This is a genomic window from Achromobacter sp. 1012554356 (assembly GCF_059760815.1).
On record NZ_JCBANC010000071.1, the window covers coordinates 16,980 to 31,704 of the forward strand.

At 66.7% G+C, this 14,725-nt stretch carries 15 protein-coding genes; 9 read left to right on the plus strand and 6 right to left on the minus strand.

The window, feature by feature from the left end:
- The first annotated feature begins 30 nt into the window (after positions 1-30).
- On the plus strand, positions 31-1,350 hold the full coding sequence (locus AC6LJW_RS25990; RefSeq protein ID WP_427985898.1) for an NAD(P)/FAD-dependent oxidoreductase: 1,320 nt from the start codon (positions 31-33) through the stop codon (positions 1,348-1,350).
- Positions 1,351-1,355: 5 nt separating this feature from the next.
- Positions 1,356-2,174: an orotidine-5'-phosphate decarboxylase gene (gene pyrF, locus AC6LJW_RS25995; protein WP_056558827.1), complete on the plus strand. Its 819-nt coding sequence runs from the start codon at positions 1,356-1,358 to the stop codon at positions 2,172-2,174.
- Positions 2,175-2,528: 354 nt separating this feature from the next.
- Here pyrF and AC6LJW_RS26000 read toward each other — a convergent pair whose 3' ends face one another.
- The 6 genes from AC6LJW_RS26000 to ribBA form a co-directional block, all read right to left on the minus strand.
- Positions 2,529-3,095: a CinA family protein gene (locus AC6LJW_RS26000; protein WP_056558830.1), complete on the minus strand. Its 567-nt coding sequence runs from the start codon at positions 3,093-3,095 to the stop codon at positions 2,529-2,531.
- A complete protein-coding gene (locus AC6LJW_RS26005) occupies positions 3,092-3,598 on the minus strand; it encodes a phosphatidylglycerophosphatase A family protein (RefSeq protein WP_056558833.1) in 507 nt (168 codons plus the stop codon). Before AC6LJW_RS26005 ends, AC6LJW_RS26000 begins: the two co-directional genes overlap by 4 nt.
- 65 nt (positions 3,599-3,663) lie before the next feature.
- Entirely contained in the window at positions 3,664-4,629 is a 966-nt protein-coding gene (thiL, locus tag AC6LJW_RS26010) for a thiamine-phosphate kinase (RefSeq protein WP_498088671.1), read from the minus strand.
- A gap of 142 nt (positions 4,630-4,771) precedes the next feature.
- A complete protein-coding gene (gene nusB / locus AC6LJW_RS26015; RefSeq protein WP_056325438.1) occupies positions 4,772-5,281 on the minus strand; it encodes a transcription antitermination factor NusB in 510 nt (169 codons plus the stop codon).
- Positions 5,250-5,780, minus strand: a complete 531-nt coding sequence (gene ribH, locus AC6LJW_RS26020) for a 6,7-dimethyl-8-ribityllumazine synthase (protein ID WP_056558843.1) — start codon at positions 5,778-5,780, stop codon at positions 5,250-5,252. The genes nusB and ribH overlap by 32 nt, the downstream gene beginning before the upstream one ends.
- A gap of 10 nt (positions 5,781-5,790) precedes the next feature.
- Positions 5,791-6,966, minus strand: coding sequence for a bifunctional 3,4-dihydroxy-2-butanone-4-phosphate synthase/GTP cyclohydrolase II (gene ribBA / locus AC6LJW_RS26025; RefSeq protein WP_056558846.1), 1,176 nt, complete (start codon positions 6,964-6,966; stop codon positions 5,791-5,793).
- 148 nt (positions 6,967-7,114) lie between these two features.
- On the opposite strand from ribBA, the gene AC6LJW_RS26030 reads away from it, so the two are divergent.
- The 7 genes from AC6LJW_RS26030 (at position 7,115) to AC6LJW_RS26060 (ending at position 14,297) form a co-directional block, all read left to right on the plus strand.
- On the plus strand, positions 7,115-7,933 hold the full coding sequence (locus tag AC6LJW_RS26030) for an HAD-IIB family hydrolase (protein ID WP_056558850.1): 819 nt from the start codon (positions 7,115-7,117) through the stop codon (positions 7,931-7,933).
- Positions 7,934-7,945: 12 nt separating this feature from the next.
- Positions 7,946-8,761, plus strand: a complete 816-nt coding sequence (locus AC6LJW_RS26035) for an IclR family transcriptional regulator (protein ID WP_105240545.1) — start codon at positions 7,946-7,948, stop codon at positions 8,759-8,761.
- Between the two features lie 147 nt (positions 8,762-8,908).
- Positions 8,909-9,907 (plus strand): phosphate/phosphite/phosphonate ABC transporter substrate-binding protein, encoded by a 999-nt coding sequence (phnD, locus tag AC6LJW_RS26040; protein ID WP_056558855.1) that lies wholly within the window; start codon positions 8,909-8,911, stop codon positions 9,905-9,907.
- Between the two features lie 6 nt (positions 9,908-9,913).
- Positions 9,914-10,684, plus strand: coding sequence for a phosphonate ABC transporter ATP-binding protein (gene phnC / locus AC6LJW_RS26045; protein ID WP_056558858.1), 771 nt, complete (start codon positions 9,914-9,916; stop codon positions 10,682-10,684).
- Positions 10,681-11,568 (plus strand): phosphonate ABC transporter, permease protein PhnE, encoded by an 888-nt coding sequence (gene phnE / locus AC6LJW_RS26050; protein ID WP_056558861.1) that lies wholly within the window; start codon positions 10,681-10,683, stop codon positions 11,566-11,568. The genes phnC and phnE (AC6LJW_RS26050) overlap by 4 nt, the downstream gene beginning before the upstream one ends.
- Positions 11,565-12,389, plus strand: coding sequence for a phosphonate ABC transporter, permease protein PhnE (gene phnE / locus AC6LJW_RS26055; RefSeq protein ID WP_498088675.1), 825 nt, complete (start codon positions 11,565-11,567; stop codon positions 12,387-12,389). The genes phnE (AC6LJW_RS26050) and phnE (AC6LJW_RS26055) overlap by 4 nt, the downstream gene beginning before the upstream one ends.
- 249 nt (positions 12,390-12,638) lie before the next feature.
- Positions 12,639-14,297 (plus strand): CYTH and CHAD domain-containing protein, encoded by a 1,659-nt coding sequence (locus tag AC6LJW_RS26060; RefSeq protein ID WP_056558867.1) that lies wholly within the window; start codon positions 12,639-12,641, stop codon positions 14,295-14,297.
- Positions 14,298-14,725: the final 428 nt, after the last annotated feature.

The following is a 14,725-nucleotide window of genomic DNA, read 5'->3' on the forward strand; positions in this document are numbered from 1 at the left end:
GGGGATGCGACTCTATTTATACTGGGAGCCATGATGCCTCAATCGACGTCAGCACCCTCCAAGCGCATCGTCATCGTCGGCGGTGGCGCAGGCGGCCTCGAACTGGCCGCCAAACTTGGCCGCACGCACGGCCGTCAACACATCACCCTGGTCGACAGCCGCCCCTTCCATATCTGGAAGCCTTCGCTGCATGAAGCGGCGGCGGGTACGCTGGACATCCACCAGGAAGGCCTTTCCTACCTGATGCTGGCCCACCTGGACGGTTTCTCGTTCACCCAGGGCCGCCTTGAAAGCGTCGACCGCGAACGCCGGTTGATCACGATAGACGCCGTCAACGACGCCCAGGGCCAGGAAGTCCTGCCGCGCCGCGAACTGGCGTACGACACGCTGGTGCTGGCGCTGGGCAGCACGTCCAACTTCTTCAACACGCCGGGCGCGGCCGAACATGCGGTCACGCTGGACACCACCGAAAACGCCGAGCAATTCCGCCTGACCATGCTCAAGGCCATGGCGTTGGTCGATCAGGCCAAGGTACGCAATCCGTCCGCGCGGCTGGACCTCGTGATCGTCGGCGGCGGCGCCACCGGCGTGGAACTGGCGGTGGAACTGACCGAAGCCAGCCACGTCGTCAGCGCCTATGGCCTGCCGAACTTCCGCGCCGACCGCGACCTGGCGATCACGCTGGTCGAGGGCGCGCCGCGCATCCTGTCCGCCCTGCCCGAGAAGATTTCGGTGGCGGCGACCAAGCGCCTGACCGAACTGGGCATCCGCGTCGAGACCGCCTGCCGTGTTTCCGAAGTGACGGGCGACTCCGTGCGCACCGCCGACGGCCGCGAATTTCCTGCTCAGCTGTGCATGTGGGCCGCGGGCATCAAAGGCCCGGCGCTGCTGGCCGACCTGGGGTTGCCGCTGAACAAGCTGGGGCAGCTCGAAGTCAACGAGCGGCTCGAAACGCCCGACCCGCACATCGTGGCGCTGGGCGACTGCTGCGCGGCGCCGTGGCGCGAGGACCGCACCGTGCCGGCCCGCGCCCAGGCCGCGCACCAGCAGGCCGACTACCTGACCAAGAAGCTGACTGCCCGGCTGCGCAACAACCCCGAGCCCACCGAACCCTACGTCTACCAGGACCACGGGTCGCTGGTGTCGCTGGGCCAGGACGCCGGGGTGGGCAGCTTGATGGGCAAGCTCGCCGGACGGGGACTGTTCGTAAGCGGTACACTGGCGCGCCTGATGTACATGAGCCTGCACCTGATGCACCACCGCGCGGTGCTGGGCGCCTCGCGTACCGTCTCCCTCGCCCTGGCTCGCCTCCTCATGCGGCGCACGCGCCCGCGGGTCAAACTGCACTGAATCCCATGAATTTCCTGCAAAAACTCGAACACGCCTGGACCACCAGCAACTCGCTCCTGCAAGTCGGGCTGGATCCCGACCCGCAGCGCTTTCCGCGCGAATTGCAGGACAAGCCGGACGCCATCTTCCAGTTCTGCCGCGACATCGTCGACGCGACCGCGCCGTATGCGTGCAGCTTCAAGCCGCAGATCGCGTACTTTGCGGCGCACCGCGCCGAAGATCAGCTCGAAGCGCTGTGCCAGCACATCCGCGACAAGCACCCGGATCTGCCCATCGTGCTGGACGCCAAGCGCGGCGACATCGGCTCCACCGCCGAAAACTACGCCCGCGAAGCCTACGAGCGCTATCAGGCGCACGCGCTCACCGTCAGCCCCTACATGGGCCTGGATTCGGTCGAGCCTTACCTGGCCTGGCGCGACCGCGGCGTGATCGTCCTGTGCCGCACGTCCAATCCCGGCGGCTCGGACCTGCAATTCCTGAAGATGGACAACGGCGAGCCGCTGTACCTGCACGTCGCGGGGCTGGTGGCCGACAAATGGAATGCCAACGGCCAATGCGGTCTGGTGGTGGGCGCCACGTTCCCGAATGAACTGGCCGCCGTGCGCCAGCGCATCGGCGACGCCCTGCCCCTGCTGGTGCCGGGCATCGGCGCACAGGGCGGCGACATCACCGCCACCGTGAATGCCGGCGCCAACGCGGCGCGCAACGGCATGATGATCAATTCGTCGCGCGCCATCATCTACGCCAGCGGCGGCGACGACTGGCGCGAAGCCGCCGCCGAAGCCGCCAAGGGCCTGCGCGACGCGATCAACGCGGTACGCTGATTCGTCAAAAGCGGCAAAAGCCGCTGCACGGTGCGCGAACGCACGGTGCAGCGGCTTTTTTCATTTTGAGCGGTCTTGGTTTGGCACGGTGTCAGACACCCTCGCGGCGCCTGACCAACTTGGTGGTCACTTCCGACGGGTGTCAGACACCTGGAAGTGGCGGCTGGCCAAAGTGGCTGTACCCCAGGTGTCAGACACTGCCTGCACCGCTGTGCCCCAGGTGTCTGACACCCCTGAACGGCTGTCACGCGCCGAAGACCCGCTCCCTGGGTGTCTGACACCGGCCAGGATGCGGGCCGTCCTCAGAGGGTCTCAGACAAACGAGTCATCTCCCCAAATATCAGCGCCAGCGTTTCATCGCCGATTGATAGGCACGCCCGCAAACTCCAGCACGGCACGCAGCGCGAACTCCACCGCGGCCTGGCGCACCTGCCCGCGGTCACCCGAGAACACATGCGTCACGGCGCGGCTGCTGATGCCGTCGCCCACCCGCATGGCAAAGCCGAAGCACACCATGCCCACCGGCTTGCCTGGCGTGGCGCCGCCCGGACCGGCGATGCCGGTGGTCGACATGGCCACGTGCGCGTTGGGCACGGCCAGCAGCACGCCGTTGGCCATTTCCAGCGCGACGGGTTCGCTGACCGCGCCAAAGTGATGCAGCGTTTCAGGCGACACCTCCAGCTCGGTAACTTTGGCGTCGTTGCTGTAAGTGACGAAGCCGCGCTCGAACCATTCGCTGGAACCGGCCACCGCGGTGACGGCCCCGGCCAGCAGGCCGCCGGTGCAGGATTCGGCGGTGCCCAGCATCCACCCCTGCTGCCGCAGCACGTCGCCCAATCGTTCGGACAGGCCGAGTATCGTCGCTTCCGACAACTGCGCGGCCGACAGGTTGGTCCGCGCGCCTTCAAGCTGATCGTTCATCCCAAGACTCCTGTGCGGGCCACCAGCGCCATTACCAGCAAGGCGTAGCCGGCAGCCACGATATCGTCCCACATGACTCCGAAGCCGCCTTTGATATGGGCGTCGAAGAACTTGATGGGTGGCGGCTTGACGATGTCGAACGTGCGAAACAGCACGAACGCCAGCGCCTGCGACAACCAGCCGGCCGGCGTCAGCCACAGCACCAGCCAGAACGCCACCATCTCATCCCAGACCATTCCGACATGATCCGGCTGCTGGAGTTCTCGGCCGACGCGATGGCAGGCCCAGCATCCGTACAAAAACGCCAGGGCCAGGAACACGCCGATGGCCAAATCCGACGCCGCAGGCGCCGCCGCCACCCAGATGCCCCAAGCAAGCAGCGTGCCCCACGTGCCGGAGGCGGGACGGATCAGCCCGCTGCCAAAGCCGAACGCGATCAGCCGGCCGGGATCGCGGCATACCCAGGACACCGCCGGGTACGCGGCCCGGCTGCGATCGCGCATGGAAGTGGAGTGCTTATCAGTGGAAGACATGGGTGTTGGGTCTGCAAACGACAGGAGGCCGCGGATCAGTCCGCGGGAAAGTGATCGAAGCCCGCGGGCAATTCGGCCAGCGGCTGGCCCTGCGCATCAAGGACGGCCACGCCCGGCTGAGGCAGGATCTCGCCCACGCGGGTCACACGGGCGCCCGCAGACGCGGCGGCCGCCAGCACGGCCTCGCGCCGCACGGGTGGCGCGGTGAAACACAGTTGATAGACATCACCCCCGCCCAGCAGGGCTCGGCGCAGCGGCGAGGCATCCAGACCGGCCAGCGCGGGCGCCATCGGCAGGTCCGCAAACCGCAGGCAGGCGCCCGCGCGGCTGGCGGCCAGAATGTGGCCCAAATCCTGCAACAGGCCGTCGGACAGGTCGATGGCTGAATGTGCGATGCCGCGCAGCGCAAGGCCCAGCGCAACTTGCGGCTCGGGCCACTCCAGCGCGCCGCGTGTGGCGGCCAGCAGCGCGGCGTCGGCCGGGAACTGCCCGTCCAGCAGCCGGTAAGCCACGTCGGCCGCGCCCAGTTCGCCAGACACCCAGATGTCGTCGCCACTTCGCGCGCCATCGCGGCGCAGCGCCTGTCCGGCCGGCACCGAGCCGAACACCGTCACACTGATCGCAAGATCGTGCGCGCTGCGCGTGGTGTCGCCACCAATGAGCGGACATCCATGTGCCGCCGCCAGCGCGTGAAAGCCTTCGGCAAAGGCGGCCAACCAAGGCTCATGGAGGTGGGGCAGCGCCAGCCCCAGCACGCAGCCGATCGGCCGCGCGCCCATGGCGGCGAGATCAGACAGATTCACCGCCAGAGCCTTGTGGCCCAGCGCTTTGGGATCAACGTCGGGAAAGAAATGCCGGCCTTCCAGCAGCAGATCCGTGCTGGTGGCCACCTGTTCACCGGGCGGAACAGGAAACAGCGCGCAGTCGTCGCCAACACCTAACAGGCCGGCCGGCGCGGCACGCGTGAAGTAGCGCGCAATCAGATCAAATTCGGACGCCACCGCGCCTCCACTATGCGGCGTTCAAGAATCGCCGTCGCACTTCTAACGGGTGCCCCACAGCGGGGCCGCGCGGATCCGGGCTCCGCCGGTCCGCAGCGGCGCCCCCTGGGGGGAAGCGCGAAGCGCTGCGGGGGGGGGCTCGCTATCGGCGTTGTTGCGCCGCGGCCTGGACCTCGTGCGCGCGCACGTCGGCGGCCAGCTTGTCGAGCACGCCGTTGACGAACTTGAAGCCGTCGGTGCCGCCAAACGACTTGGCCAGTTCCACGGCTTCGTTGATGGCGACCTTGTACGGAACTTCGACGTGATGAATCAGTTCGAAGCTGCCGATCAGCAGGATGCCATGCTCAACGGGCGACAACTCGGCCAGCGGGCGGTCAACGTAAGGTGTGAAGCGTTCGCGCAAGGCGGGCGCTTCGCGCAGCACGCCGTGCAGCAAGGTCTTGAACCACTGCGCGTCTGCCTCGGAGAAGTCCTCGGTGTCGCGCAGATGGGCGTCGATCTCGCCGGCGTCCTGCGTGCCTTCGCCGCCGCGCAGCAGCCACGCGTACACGCCCTGCAGCGCGAATTCGCGCGCACGGCGGCGCGCGCTGCGCGCGTTGGCGCGGGCCTGCGCCGCGCTATCAGCGCTGGTCGTCGTCTTCTTCGTCGTCAAAATCTTCGTCCTCGTCGTCTTCGTCTTCGTCTTCTTCCTCGGGTTCCAGCGCTGCCACCAGGTTGGCCATTTCGACGGCCACCTGGGCGCAGTCGCGGCCCTTGCCGGCAGCGCGGGCCTGCGCCTGCTCGTCGGTGTCGACGGTCAGAACGCCGTTCGCGACGGGGACGCCGGTTTCGAGGGAGATGCGGGTGATTGCAGTGGCCGTTTCATTGCTGACCACTTCAAAGTGATAGGTTTCGCCGCGGATGACCGCGCCCAGCGCGATCAGGGCGTCGAACTCGAACGTTTCGGCCATGTGGGACAGGGCCACGCCCAGTTCCAGCGCGCCGGGCACGGTAGCGACCATCACGTCGCGCTCGTCCACGCCCAGTTCGGCCAGTTCCTTCAGACACGCTTCGAGTTCGGCCTGGCCGATTTCTTCATTGAAGCGGGCGCGTACGATGCCGATGTGCAGCCCTTCGCCGTTCAGGTCGGGGGTAAGGATGTAAGGGTTCATGTGTCGGCCTTCAGTGTGTTGCGGGAGTGTTCTGCGGGTCGCAATCGTAACCCGTAATGGTGAGCGAGAAGCCCGCCATGCTGGGCATCTTGCGCGGCCGGGCCAGGAGCCTCATTTGCCCCACGTTCAGGTCGCGCAGAATCTGGGCGCCGATCCCGTAGGTGCGCAGACCGAAGCGGTCGGCGTTCGCAGGATTGGCCTGCGCCTTCGGGTCGTTCCAACCTGCAATCTGGCCAAACAGATGTTCCGTGGAAGACTGGCAGTTCATCAGCACCAGCACGCCGGCCGGGGCGGCCGCGATGGCCTCGAGCGCCTGGGCCACGCCCCAGCTATGCGGACTTGCGCCGGTATCCAGCACATCCAGCACGGACGCGGGCTCGTGCACGCGCACCAGCGTCTCGGCGTCGGGAGTCACATTACCATGCACCAGCGCCAAATGGGCGGAGCCGGTGGCGGCGTCTTCGTAGGCCACGGCCTCGAACGTGCCCCAGGCCGTCTGCATGGCGCGCTTGCCCACGCGTTTGACGATGGACTCGTGCTCGCTGCGGTATTGGATCAGGTCGGCGATGGTGCCGATCTTCAGGTCGTGCTGGCGGGCGAATTCCACCAGATCCGGCAGGCGGGCCATCGTGCCGTCGGGCTTGAGGATTTCGCAGATGACGGCGGCGGGCGTCAGGCCCGCCATGGCGGTCAGGTCGCAGCCGGCCTCGGTATGGCCGGCGCGGACCAGCACGCCGCCGGGCACAGCCCGCACCGGGAAGATGTGGCCCGGCTGGACCAGATCGGCCGGCTTGGCGTCGCGCGCCACGGCCACCTGGATGGTGCGGGCGCGGTCGGCGGCCGAAATGCCGGTCTCGACGCCTTCGGCAGCTTCGATGGACTGCGTGAAATTAGTGCCGTAACGGGTGCCGTTGCGGGCAGCCATCATCGGCAATTCGAGCTGGCGGCAGCGTTCTTCAGTCAACGTCAGGCACACCAGGCCGCGGCCGTGGGTAACCATGAAGTTGATGGCTTCCGGCGTGACGAATTCGGCCGCCATGACGAGGTCACCCTCGTTTTCGCGGTCTTCTTCATCAACCAGAATGACGATGCGGCCGGCGCGCAGCTCGGCAATGATCTCGGCAACCGAAGCGATGCCGAAGGATTCCGGCTCGGAGCCGGACAAGGAGGACAACTGGACGGACATGGCGTGACACGTAAACCAGGCGGGAAAGCCCGGATTTTACCGCTCTCCCGCGCCGAACCCCTATTGGCGTCATGCCGCCCCGTCCGGACGGGGGCATCCGGTTAAACTTTCGCCCGGAGATCCCCCAGAAAAACGAAGGAAAAACCTCATGCAAGCCCTTGCGGCCATGCCTTTGAACGTCGCGGCAGCCGTCCGCGTCGTGCTGACCGATATCGACGACACGCTGACCACCGAAGGCCGCCTGCCAGCCGACGCGTACGCCGCGCTTGAACGCCTGGAACAGGCCGGCATCCAGGTCGTGCCGATCACCGGCCGCCCGGCCGGCTGGTGCGATCACATCGCCCGCATGTGGCCGGTGCGCGCCGTGGTCGGCGAGAACGGCGCTTTCTATTACGCCTACGACCGCCAGGCCCGCCGCATGACCACGCATTACTGGACCGACGCCGCCTCGCGCCAGGAAAGCCGCAAGCGGCTGGACGCCATCCGCGACCGCGTCCTGGCCGAGGTGCCGGGCAGCGCCGTCGCCAGCGACCAGGACTATCGCGTGGCCGACCTGGCCATCGATTTCTGCGAAGACGTGCCCGCCCTGCCCGACGCGGCGATCAGCCGCATCGTCCAGATCTTTCAGGAAGCGGGCGCGCAGGCCAAGGTCAGCTCCATTCACGTCAACGGCTGGTTCGGCGACTACGACAAGCTCACCATGACGCGCACGATGTTCCAGCGCGAGTTCGGCATGGACGTGGCCAGCGCCCTGGACAGCACGCTGTTCATCGGCGATTCGCCCAACGACGAGCCGATGTTCGCCTACTTCCCGATCTCGGTCGGCGTCGCCAACATCCAGGCCCAGCTACACCGCCTGACGCACCGCCCCGCGTTTGTCGCCGCCTTTCATGGCGGCGGCGGTTTCGTTGAAATGGCCGACCGGCTGCTCGCCGCACGTCAGCCCTCCCAAGTCCAGCCGGCCTGAGGTCAGTACACCGTGGCAACTTCCAAGACTGCGGCGCCCGCCGCCAACGACGGCCGCCGCAGCATCCAGTCCATCGAGGTGGGCGTGCCGCTCCTGGCCGCGCTTGTCGACGCGGGCAAGCCCCTGACGCTGCGCGACCTGGCGGCCGGCGCGGGCATGACGTCCGCCAAGGCGCACCCCTACCTGGTCAGCTTCATCCGCGTCGGACTGGTGCAGCAGGACGCCGTCACCGGCCAGTACGAGCTGGGTCCCTTCGCCCTGCAGATGGGGCTGGTCAGTCTGCAGCGCCTGGATCCCGTGCGCGTCGCCATGCCGGAAATCGCCAAGCTGCAGTCCGACATCGGCCACACGCTGGGCATCGCGGTGCTGGGCTCGCACGGCCCCACGATGATCCACATGACCGAAGCCAGCTATCCGGTCCACGTGAACATGCGCAAGGGCACGGTGATGTCGATGCTGCACACCGCCACCGGGCTGGTGTTCGCGGCCTGGCTGCCGCCCAAGGTCAGCGAGCACTACATCGCGCGCGAAGAAGGCGACACCGCCGTCATCGCCAGCGTGCCGCCGCCGCGCAAGGCATCGCGCGCCAACATTGAGGCGCAACTGGCCGACATCCGCGTGCACGGCATGGCCCGCGCGCTGGGCAACCCGCTGCCGGGCGTGGATGCGCTGTCGGTGCCGGTATTCGACAACACGGGCAGCATCGTCCTGGCGCTGACCAGCCTGGGTCCCACCGGCCTGTTCGACGTGTCGTGGGACGGCGCGATCGCTCGTCCGCTCATCGCATGCGCCCAAGAAATCTCCCGCAAGCTGGGCTTTCGCGGCTGAGCGCGTTTTCGCGCAATAACGAACACAAAGCGAACAAAACGAACAAAAGACGAAAAGAAAGGCAGGGACTTTCCCGAGTGTGCCGTCCCCGGTTGTGTGTTTGAATTCAGCAAAGATTCAATTCATACCTACACGAGGAGACACACGATGCAAGCCTTGCGTCTTATGCAGGCGGCCGCGCTGGCCGCATTCGCTTTTGGAGCTTCCGCCGCCCAGGCCGCCGACACCTGCTCAAACCGCGGCGATCTTGATCAGATGTATTGCGACTCGAACAAGGACCTGGTGGCGGACACGCCCACCGACGCGTCCAAGCTCAAGACGCCTTCCACGCTGGTGTTCACCTACACGCCGGTCGAAGACCCGGCCGTGTACGAAGACATCTTCAAGCCCTTCACCAAGCACTTGTCCGAATGCACGGGCAAGCGCGTCGTGTTCTACCAGGTGCAGAGCAACGCGGCTGAAATCGAAGCCATGCGCTCGGGCCGCCTGCACGTCGGCGGCTTCTCGACCGGCCCCACCGCATTCGCCGTGAACATCGCCGGCGCCGTGCCGTTTGCCGTCAAGGGTTACGCCGACGGCTTCCAGGGCTACAACCTGATCGTCATCGTCAAGAAGGACAGCCCGTACCAGAAGCTGACCGACCTGAAGGGCAAGAAGCTCGCGCACACCGCACCCTCGTCGAACTCCGGCCACATGGCGCCCGTCGCCCTGTTCCCGAAGGAAGGCCTGACGCCCGACAAGGACTACAAGGTCATCTTTTCCGGCAAGCACGACCAATCGGTCATGGGCGTGAATTCCGGCGACTACGACGCCGCCGCCGTGGCATCGGACGTCTTCAAGCGCATGGTCGAACGCGGCCAGGTCAAGGAAGCCGATTTCCGCATCATCTACACCAGCGAAAAATTCCCGACCTCGTCGTTCGCCTACGCGCATGACCTGGAACCGAAGTTCCGCGACCAGATGCTCAAGTGCTTCTACGACTACCGCTTCCCGCCGGAAATGTCCAAGGCCTTCGACAACGCCGACCGCTTCTACCCGGTGACGTACGAGAAGGACTGGGCCATCGTCCGCCAGGTCGCTGAATCCGGCGGCGAGAGCTTCAACCGCGCGGCCTACGACCGCGAATCCGCAAAGAGCAAGAAGTAATCCAGCATGACGACGTCGCTACGCATTTCCGGCCTGGTCAAGGAATACCGGGCCGGCCGGCCGGTACTGAACGGCATTGACCTGCAGATCGCCGGTCAGGGGCTCACCGCCATCATCGGTCCTTCGGGCACCGGTAAAAGCACGCTCCTGCGCTGCATCAACCGGCTGATCGAACCCACGAAGGGCGAGATCGTGCTGCAGTCCGAGGACGGCACCGTGGACCTGGCGCAAGTGCGCGGCGCGTCGCTGCGCCGCGCGCGCCGCCGCATCGGCATGGTGTTCCAGGAATACAACCTGGTCGAACGCCTGACCGTGATGGAAAACCTGCTGACCGGCCGGCTGGGGTACACCTCGGCCATGAAGGCCTGGATGCGCCGCTTCGATCCCGAGGACATCGAGCACGCCTACAAGCTGCTCGACACCGTGGGCCTTGCCGGATTCGCCGACCAGCGCGCCGATGCGCTGTCGGGCGGCCAGCGCCAGCGCGTGGGCATTGCCCGCGCGCTCATGCAGCGCCCGCAGGTGCTGCTGGCCGACGAGCCGACGTCGTCGCTTGATCCCAAGACCTCCGTCGAGATCATGGAACTGCTGTCCGCGCAGGGCAGCGCCACGGGCATTCCCGTCATCGTCAACATCCACGACGTCGAACTGGCGCGCCGCTATGCCACGCGCATCGTTGGCATGTCGGGCGGCCACGTGGTCTATGACGGCGACGGCCAGGGCCTGGACGCCACCATGCTCAAGACCATCTACGGAGGCGAGTCTTGGCTGGAATGACGCAACCCCGGGGCGGCATCCGCCCCTTCGCCATGTCAGGGCGCGCCAAGGCCGGCGTGCTGCTGCTGGTGCTCTACACCATCTACGCCGCCGCGCAGCTGGACTTCAGCTGGTCGCGCTTTGAAAGCGGCATGGGCCACGCGTCGACGTTCCTCGCGCGCATGTTCCCGCCCAACTTCGAGAAGCCCGCCACCTTGTGGAAGGGCATCGCCGAAAGCCTGGAGATTGCCGTCCTGGCATCGATGCTGGGCATCATCCTGGCGCTGCCGGTGGGCCTCCTGGGTGCACGCAACCTGATGCCCGCGTGGATCTCGTGGCCCGCGCGGTCGATTGTCGCGCTGTGCCGCGCGCTGCACCCGGTCATCGTCGCCATCCTGTTCGTCAAGGCCGTGGGCTTTGGCGCACTGGCCGGCATTCTGGCGCTGACCGTCGCGTCCATCGGCTTCATCGGCAAGCTCTTCACCGAGGCCATCGAGGAAATCTCGCTCAAGCAGGTGGAAGCGGTGCGCGCGACCGGCGCCTCGTTTGCCAACGTCATCGTCTTCGGCGTGCTGCCGCAGGTGTTCGCGCGTTTCATCGGCTTTGCCACCTACCAGTTCGACTCCAACCTGCGCAACTCCACCATGGTGGGGATCGTGGGCGCGGGCGGCGTGGGCGGCACGCTGTTCTCGGCCTTCCAGCGCTTCGATTACGACTTCGTCAGCGCCATCCTGCTGACCCTGATCGCCATCATCATGCTGGGTGAAATCCTGGCCAGCTTCGTGCGGGCCGTGTTCCTGGACAACCTGGGTTTCGACCGCATCCTGCAAAGCCGCTTCGCGGGCGCCCGCGGCATCGGCAGCAGCAAGCCGGCGGCCGCGCGCAAGGCGGAGGTGGAAGAATGAACGCCCACGTCTCCCCCTTGAACCCCGCCGGCCAGCCGCGTGTCTGGCAACGCTACAGCATGGGCCAGCGCCTGCTGCGCTTCGCGCTGTACCTGCTGCTGGTGGCGGCCATCGTGCAGGCGATCCGCGGCGTGGAGGTCATCCCCGAGTTCCTGTACGACGCGCCGGAACAGATGGCCGACCTCTTTCGCCGTATGTGGCCGATCGACTGGGCCTACTACCCGGGCGGCGTGCATGATGCGCTGATCGAAACGCTGCACATTGCCACGCTGGGCACCATTCTTTCGGTGTTCATGGCCGTGCCGGTGGGTCTGCTGGCGGCCAACAACCTCACGCCCAGCAAGACCATCAACATGCTGGCCCGGCTGATTCTGGTGTCCAGCCGGTCGGTCAACTCGCTGGTGTGGGCGCTGCTGTTCATCGCCATCTTCGGACCGGGCGCACTGGCCGGCACGCTGGCCATCGCTTTCCGCTCGATCGGTTTTGTCGGCAAGCTGGTCGGCGAAGCCATCGAGGAAGCACAGCGCGGCCCCATCGAAGCCGTCACCGCCACCGGCGCCAGCAAGGCCTCGGTCATCTGGTACGCCTACTGGCCGCAGATACGCCCGGCGTTCTGGTCCATCGTGCTGCTGCGCTGGGACATCAACGTGCGCGAATCCGCAGTGCTGGGCCTGGTCGGCGCCGGCGGCATCGGCATGGCGCTCGACACCGCGCTGAACCTGTTCCAGTGGGACCGCGTCGCCCTCGTGCTGGCCGCCATCTTCGTGGTTGTCGTGCTGGCCGAAGTCATCATCACCCAGGCGCGCAAACGCATCCTGTAGCGCCGTCGCCCCGCTTTACGCCTGTCGGTTTCCCCTGACACGCGCTCCCTTCGCCGCCCCCCATGGGGCGGCGTTTTCTTTCCTTTCCGTTCGCAAGCAACGCAAAAGCGCCTAGTCGCCCATGATGGGCTGCCTTGTTTTTGCGCCGCGATCGCGTCTATGCTCAATGTGAACAAAATATGAACGGTCATCAAAACGCACCCCCGGCTTGATTAACATCTTGGCTTTTGCCGTTGGACATCCGCTGCCATGTCGGAACAGGAATTGAAACTGCACGTGCCCACGGCTTCGCGCCAGGCCGTGCTGCGTGAAGTCAAGCAACGCGAGGCCACGCGCATTCGCTTGCATGCCATGTATTTCGACACGCCGGAGCGCGAGCTTGCGCGAGCGCGCATCGCGATCCGGCTGCGGCAGGAAGGCCCCGATTGGGTGCAGACGCTGAAGATGCCCGGCGCCGATGCGATCTCGCGCATCGAGATGAACCATCCGCGGCCGGGTCCCGTGCTCGACCTGTCGGTCTATGCCGGTACCGACGTCGAGGGCCCGCTGTCTTCCATCAAGGGCGAACTGGGCCTGCGCTATGAAACCGACGTGCAGCGCCTCTTGCGCAAGATCCGCACGCGCTTCGGCACGGTGGAGCTGGCCTACGACACCGGCATCCTGCGCGCCGGCGCGCTGGAATTGCCGATCTCCGAACTGGAATTCGAACTGGTGTCGGGCCGTCCCGCCGCCATCTTCGCCGCAGCGCGCGGCTGGCAGCAGCGCCATGCCCTGATCCTGGATCCCCGCAGCAAGTCCGAACGCGGCGACGCCCTGGCCCAGCTGGCGCATCGCCTAGCCGAGGTCGACGCCGCTGCCGGCGATGACCTCGAAGCACACCGTGCGCAGGCCATTGCGCAATTCTGGGCGCCGCGCGGCGCATCGTCCGTTAAGCTGCGCGACGGCATGACGCCGCCGCAGGCGATGGGCGCGATCGCCGCCGAATGCCTGGACCAGGTCTGCCGCAATGCGGCGGTGCTGGCCGAGGTCGACACCGAAGGCGTGTACCGCGCCGGCAACTCCGAACACGTGCACCAGTTGCGCGTGGGCGTGCGCCGGCTGCGATCGGCCTGGAAGCTGTTCGATGGCTGGATCGCACCGGTGCCGGCCTCGCTGCTGCAGGGCGTGCGCACGCACTTCGCGGCGTTCGGCGCCAATCGGGACCAGGACGTGCTGAACGAAACCGTCGCGCCCGCCCTGCTGCGCGCCGGGATGCCCGTGATCCCCATGGAAGCCGCGCCCCCAGAAGCAGATGCGCAGACCATCGCGGGCGGCCAGGCGTTTCAAGCATGGCTGCTGGAGCTGCTGGAATGGTCGCTCGACGTGCCGCCCGTGCAGCCCGACGCGGACGGCCAGACCATCGCCAACGGCACGCCCAGCGACGCCGCGCCCGAGCCTGCCATCCGGCTCGAAGGCGGCGTGACCGGTCCCATCGTCAAGCCCACGATCATCCCGATGCTGACGCCGGAGCCCGAACCGCAGCACCTGCACAAGCTCCTTGCCCGCCGCCTGCACCGCTGGCACGGCAAGGTCGCCGATCAGGGCACGCATTTCGCGGCATTGGACATCCCCGCCCGCCACGATCTGCGCAAGCGCGGCAAGCGCCTGCGCTATGGCCTGTCGTTCGCCGAATCGCTGCTGCCCGCCAGCAAGCTGCGCGGCTACCGCAAGCTGCTGTCCCGCGTGCAGGACGTGCTGGGCGAAATCAACGACCTCGCGATGGCCAAGGGCTACTACCAGTCGTGTACGGCCACGCATCCGCAAGCCTGGTTCGCGCTGGGCTGGATCAGCGCGCGCCTGGAAGAACTGGTCGTCGAGGCACAGCAGGCCTTTGACGATCTCGCGCGCAGCAAACCGTTCTGGAAGTAGCGCGCATCGCGCGCGTCTACCTCATGCGAAAGTCCCGCGTTGAATTCGATTTCACCTGGACACGCATCTAGCATGGCGTTTCAAAAAAGGGCCGCCTGACAGCTCCCCGTCAGGCCCCTGTCAATGCATCGACATCCGGCGTGCCAATACTCATTGGCTGTCGTCCGGCCCCACCGCCGGGCGCATTCGTGGCCCGCCAGCATCCGCCCGACACTCGTCCTGTGTGACGGCGCAACGGCCAGCGCGGGCCGTTCGCCCATCCACGCACACAGACTCATGGAAACCACTTCCCCCCTGCTGGTCCTTGCACGACGCGGCCTCGCGGCCTGCTGCGCGCTAACGCTGGCGCTCGCGCTCGGCGCTTGCGGCGGCGACGACGACACCGACGAACCGGCTCCGCCTCCCCCCACCACGACGCCCACCACGCC

What these genes read in the sequence shown, in the direction of transcription:
- AC6LJW_RS25990 (WP_427985898.1), top strand. Translation starts at nt 31, where the DNA reads ATGATGCCTCAATCGACGTCAGCACCCTCCAAGCGCATCGTCATCGTC.
- pyrF (WP_056558827.1), top strand. Translation starts at nt 1,356, where the DNA reads ATGAATTTCCTGCAAAAACTCGAACACGCCTGGACCACCAGCAACTCG.
- AC6LJW_RS26000 (WP_056558830.1), bottom strand. Translation starts at nt 3,095, where the DNA reads ATGAACGATCAGCTTGAAGGCGCGCGGACCAACCTGTCGGCCGCGCAG.
- AC6LJW_RS26005 (WP_056558833.1), bottom strand. Translation starts at nt 3,598, where the DNA reads ATGCGCGATCGCAGCCGGGCCGCGTACCCGGCGGTGTCCTGGGTATGC.
- ribH (WP_056558843.1), bottom strand. Translation starts at nt 5,780, where the DNA reads ATGAACCCTTACATCCTTACCCCCGACCTGAACGGCGAAGGGCTGCAC.
- ribBA (WP_056558846.1), bottom strand. Translation starts at nt 6,966, where the DNA reads ATGTCCGTCCAGTTGTCCTCCTTGTCCGGCTCCGAGCCGGAATCCTTC.
- AC6LJW_RS26030 (WP_056558850.1), top strand. Translation starts at nt 7,115, where the DNA reads ATGCAAGCCCTTGCGGCCATGCCTTTGAACGTCGCGGCAGCCGTCCGC.
- phnD (WP_056558855.1), top strand. Translation starts at nt 8,909, where the DNA reads ATGCAAGCCTTGCGTCTTATGCAGGCGGCCGCGCTGGCCGCATTCGCT.
- phnC (WP_056558858.1), top strand. Translation starts at nt 9,914, where the DNA reads ATGACGACGTCGCTACGCATTTCCGGCCTGGTCAAGGAATACCGGGCC.
- phnE (WP_056558861.1), top strand. Translation starts at nt 10,681, where the DNA reads ATGACGCAACCCCGGGGCGGCATCCGCCCCTTCGCCATGTCAGGGCGC.
- phnE (WP_498088675.1), top strand. Translation starts at nt 11,565, where the DNA reads ATGAACGCCCACGTCTCCCCCTTGAACCCCGCCGGCCAGCCGCGTGTC.
- AC6LJW_RS26060 (WP_056558867.1), top strand. Translation starts at nt 12,639, where the DNA reads ATGTCGGAACAGGAATTGAAACTGCACGTGCCCACGGCTTCGCGCCAG.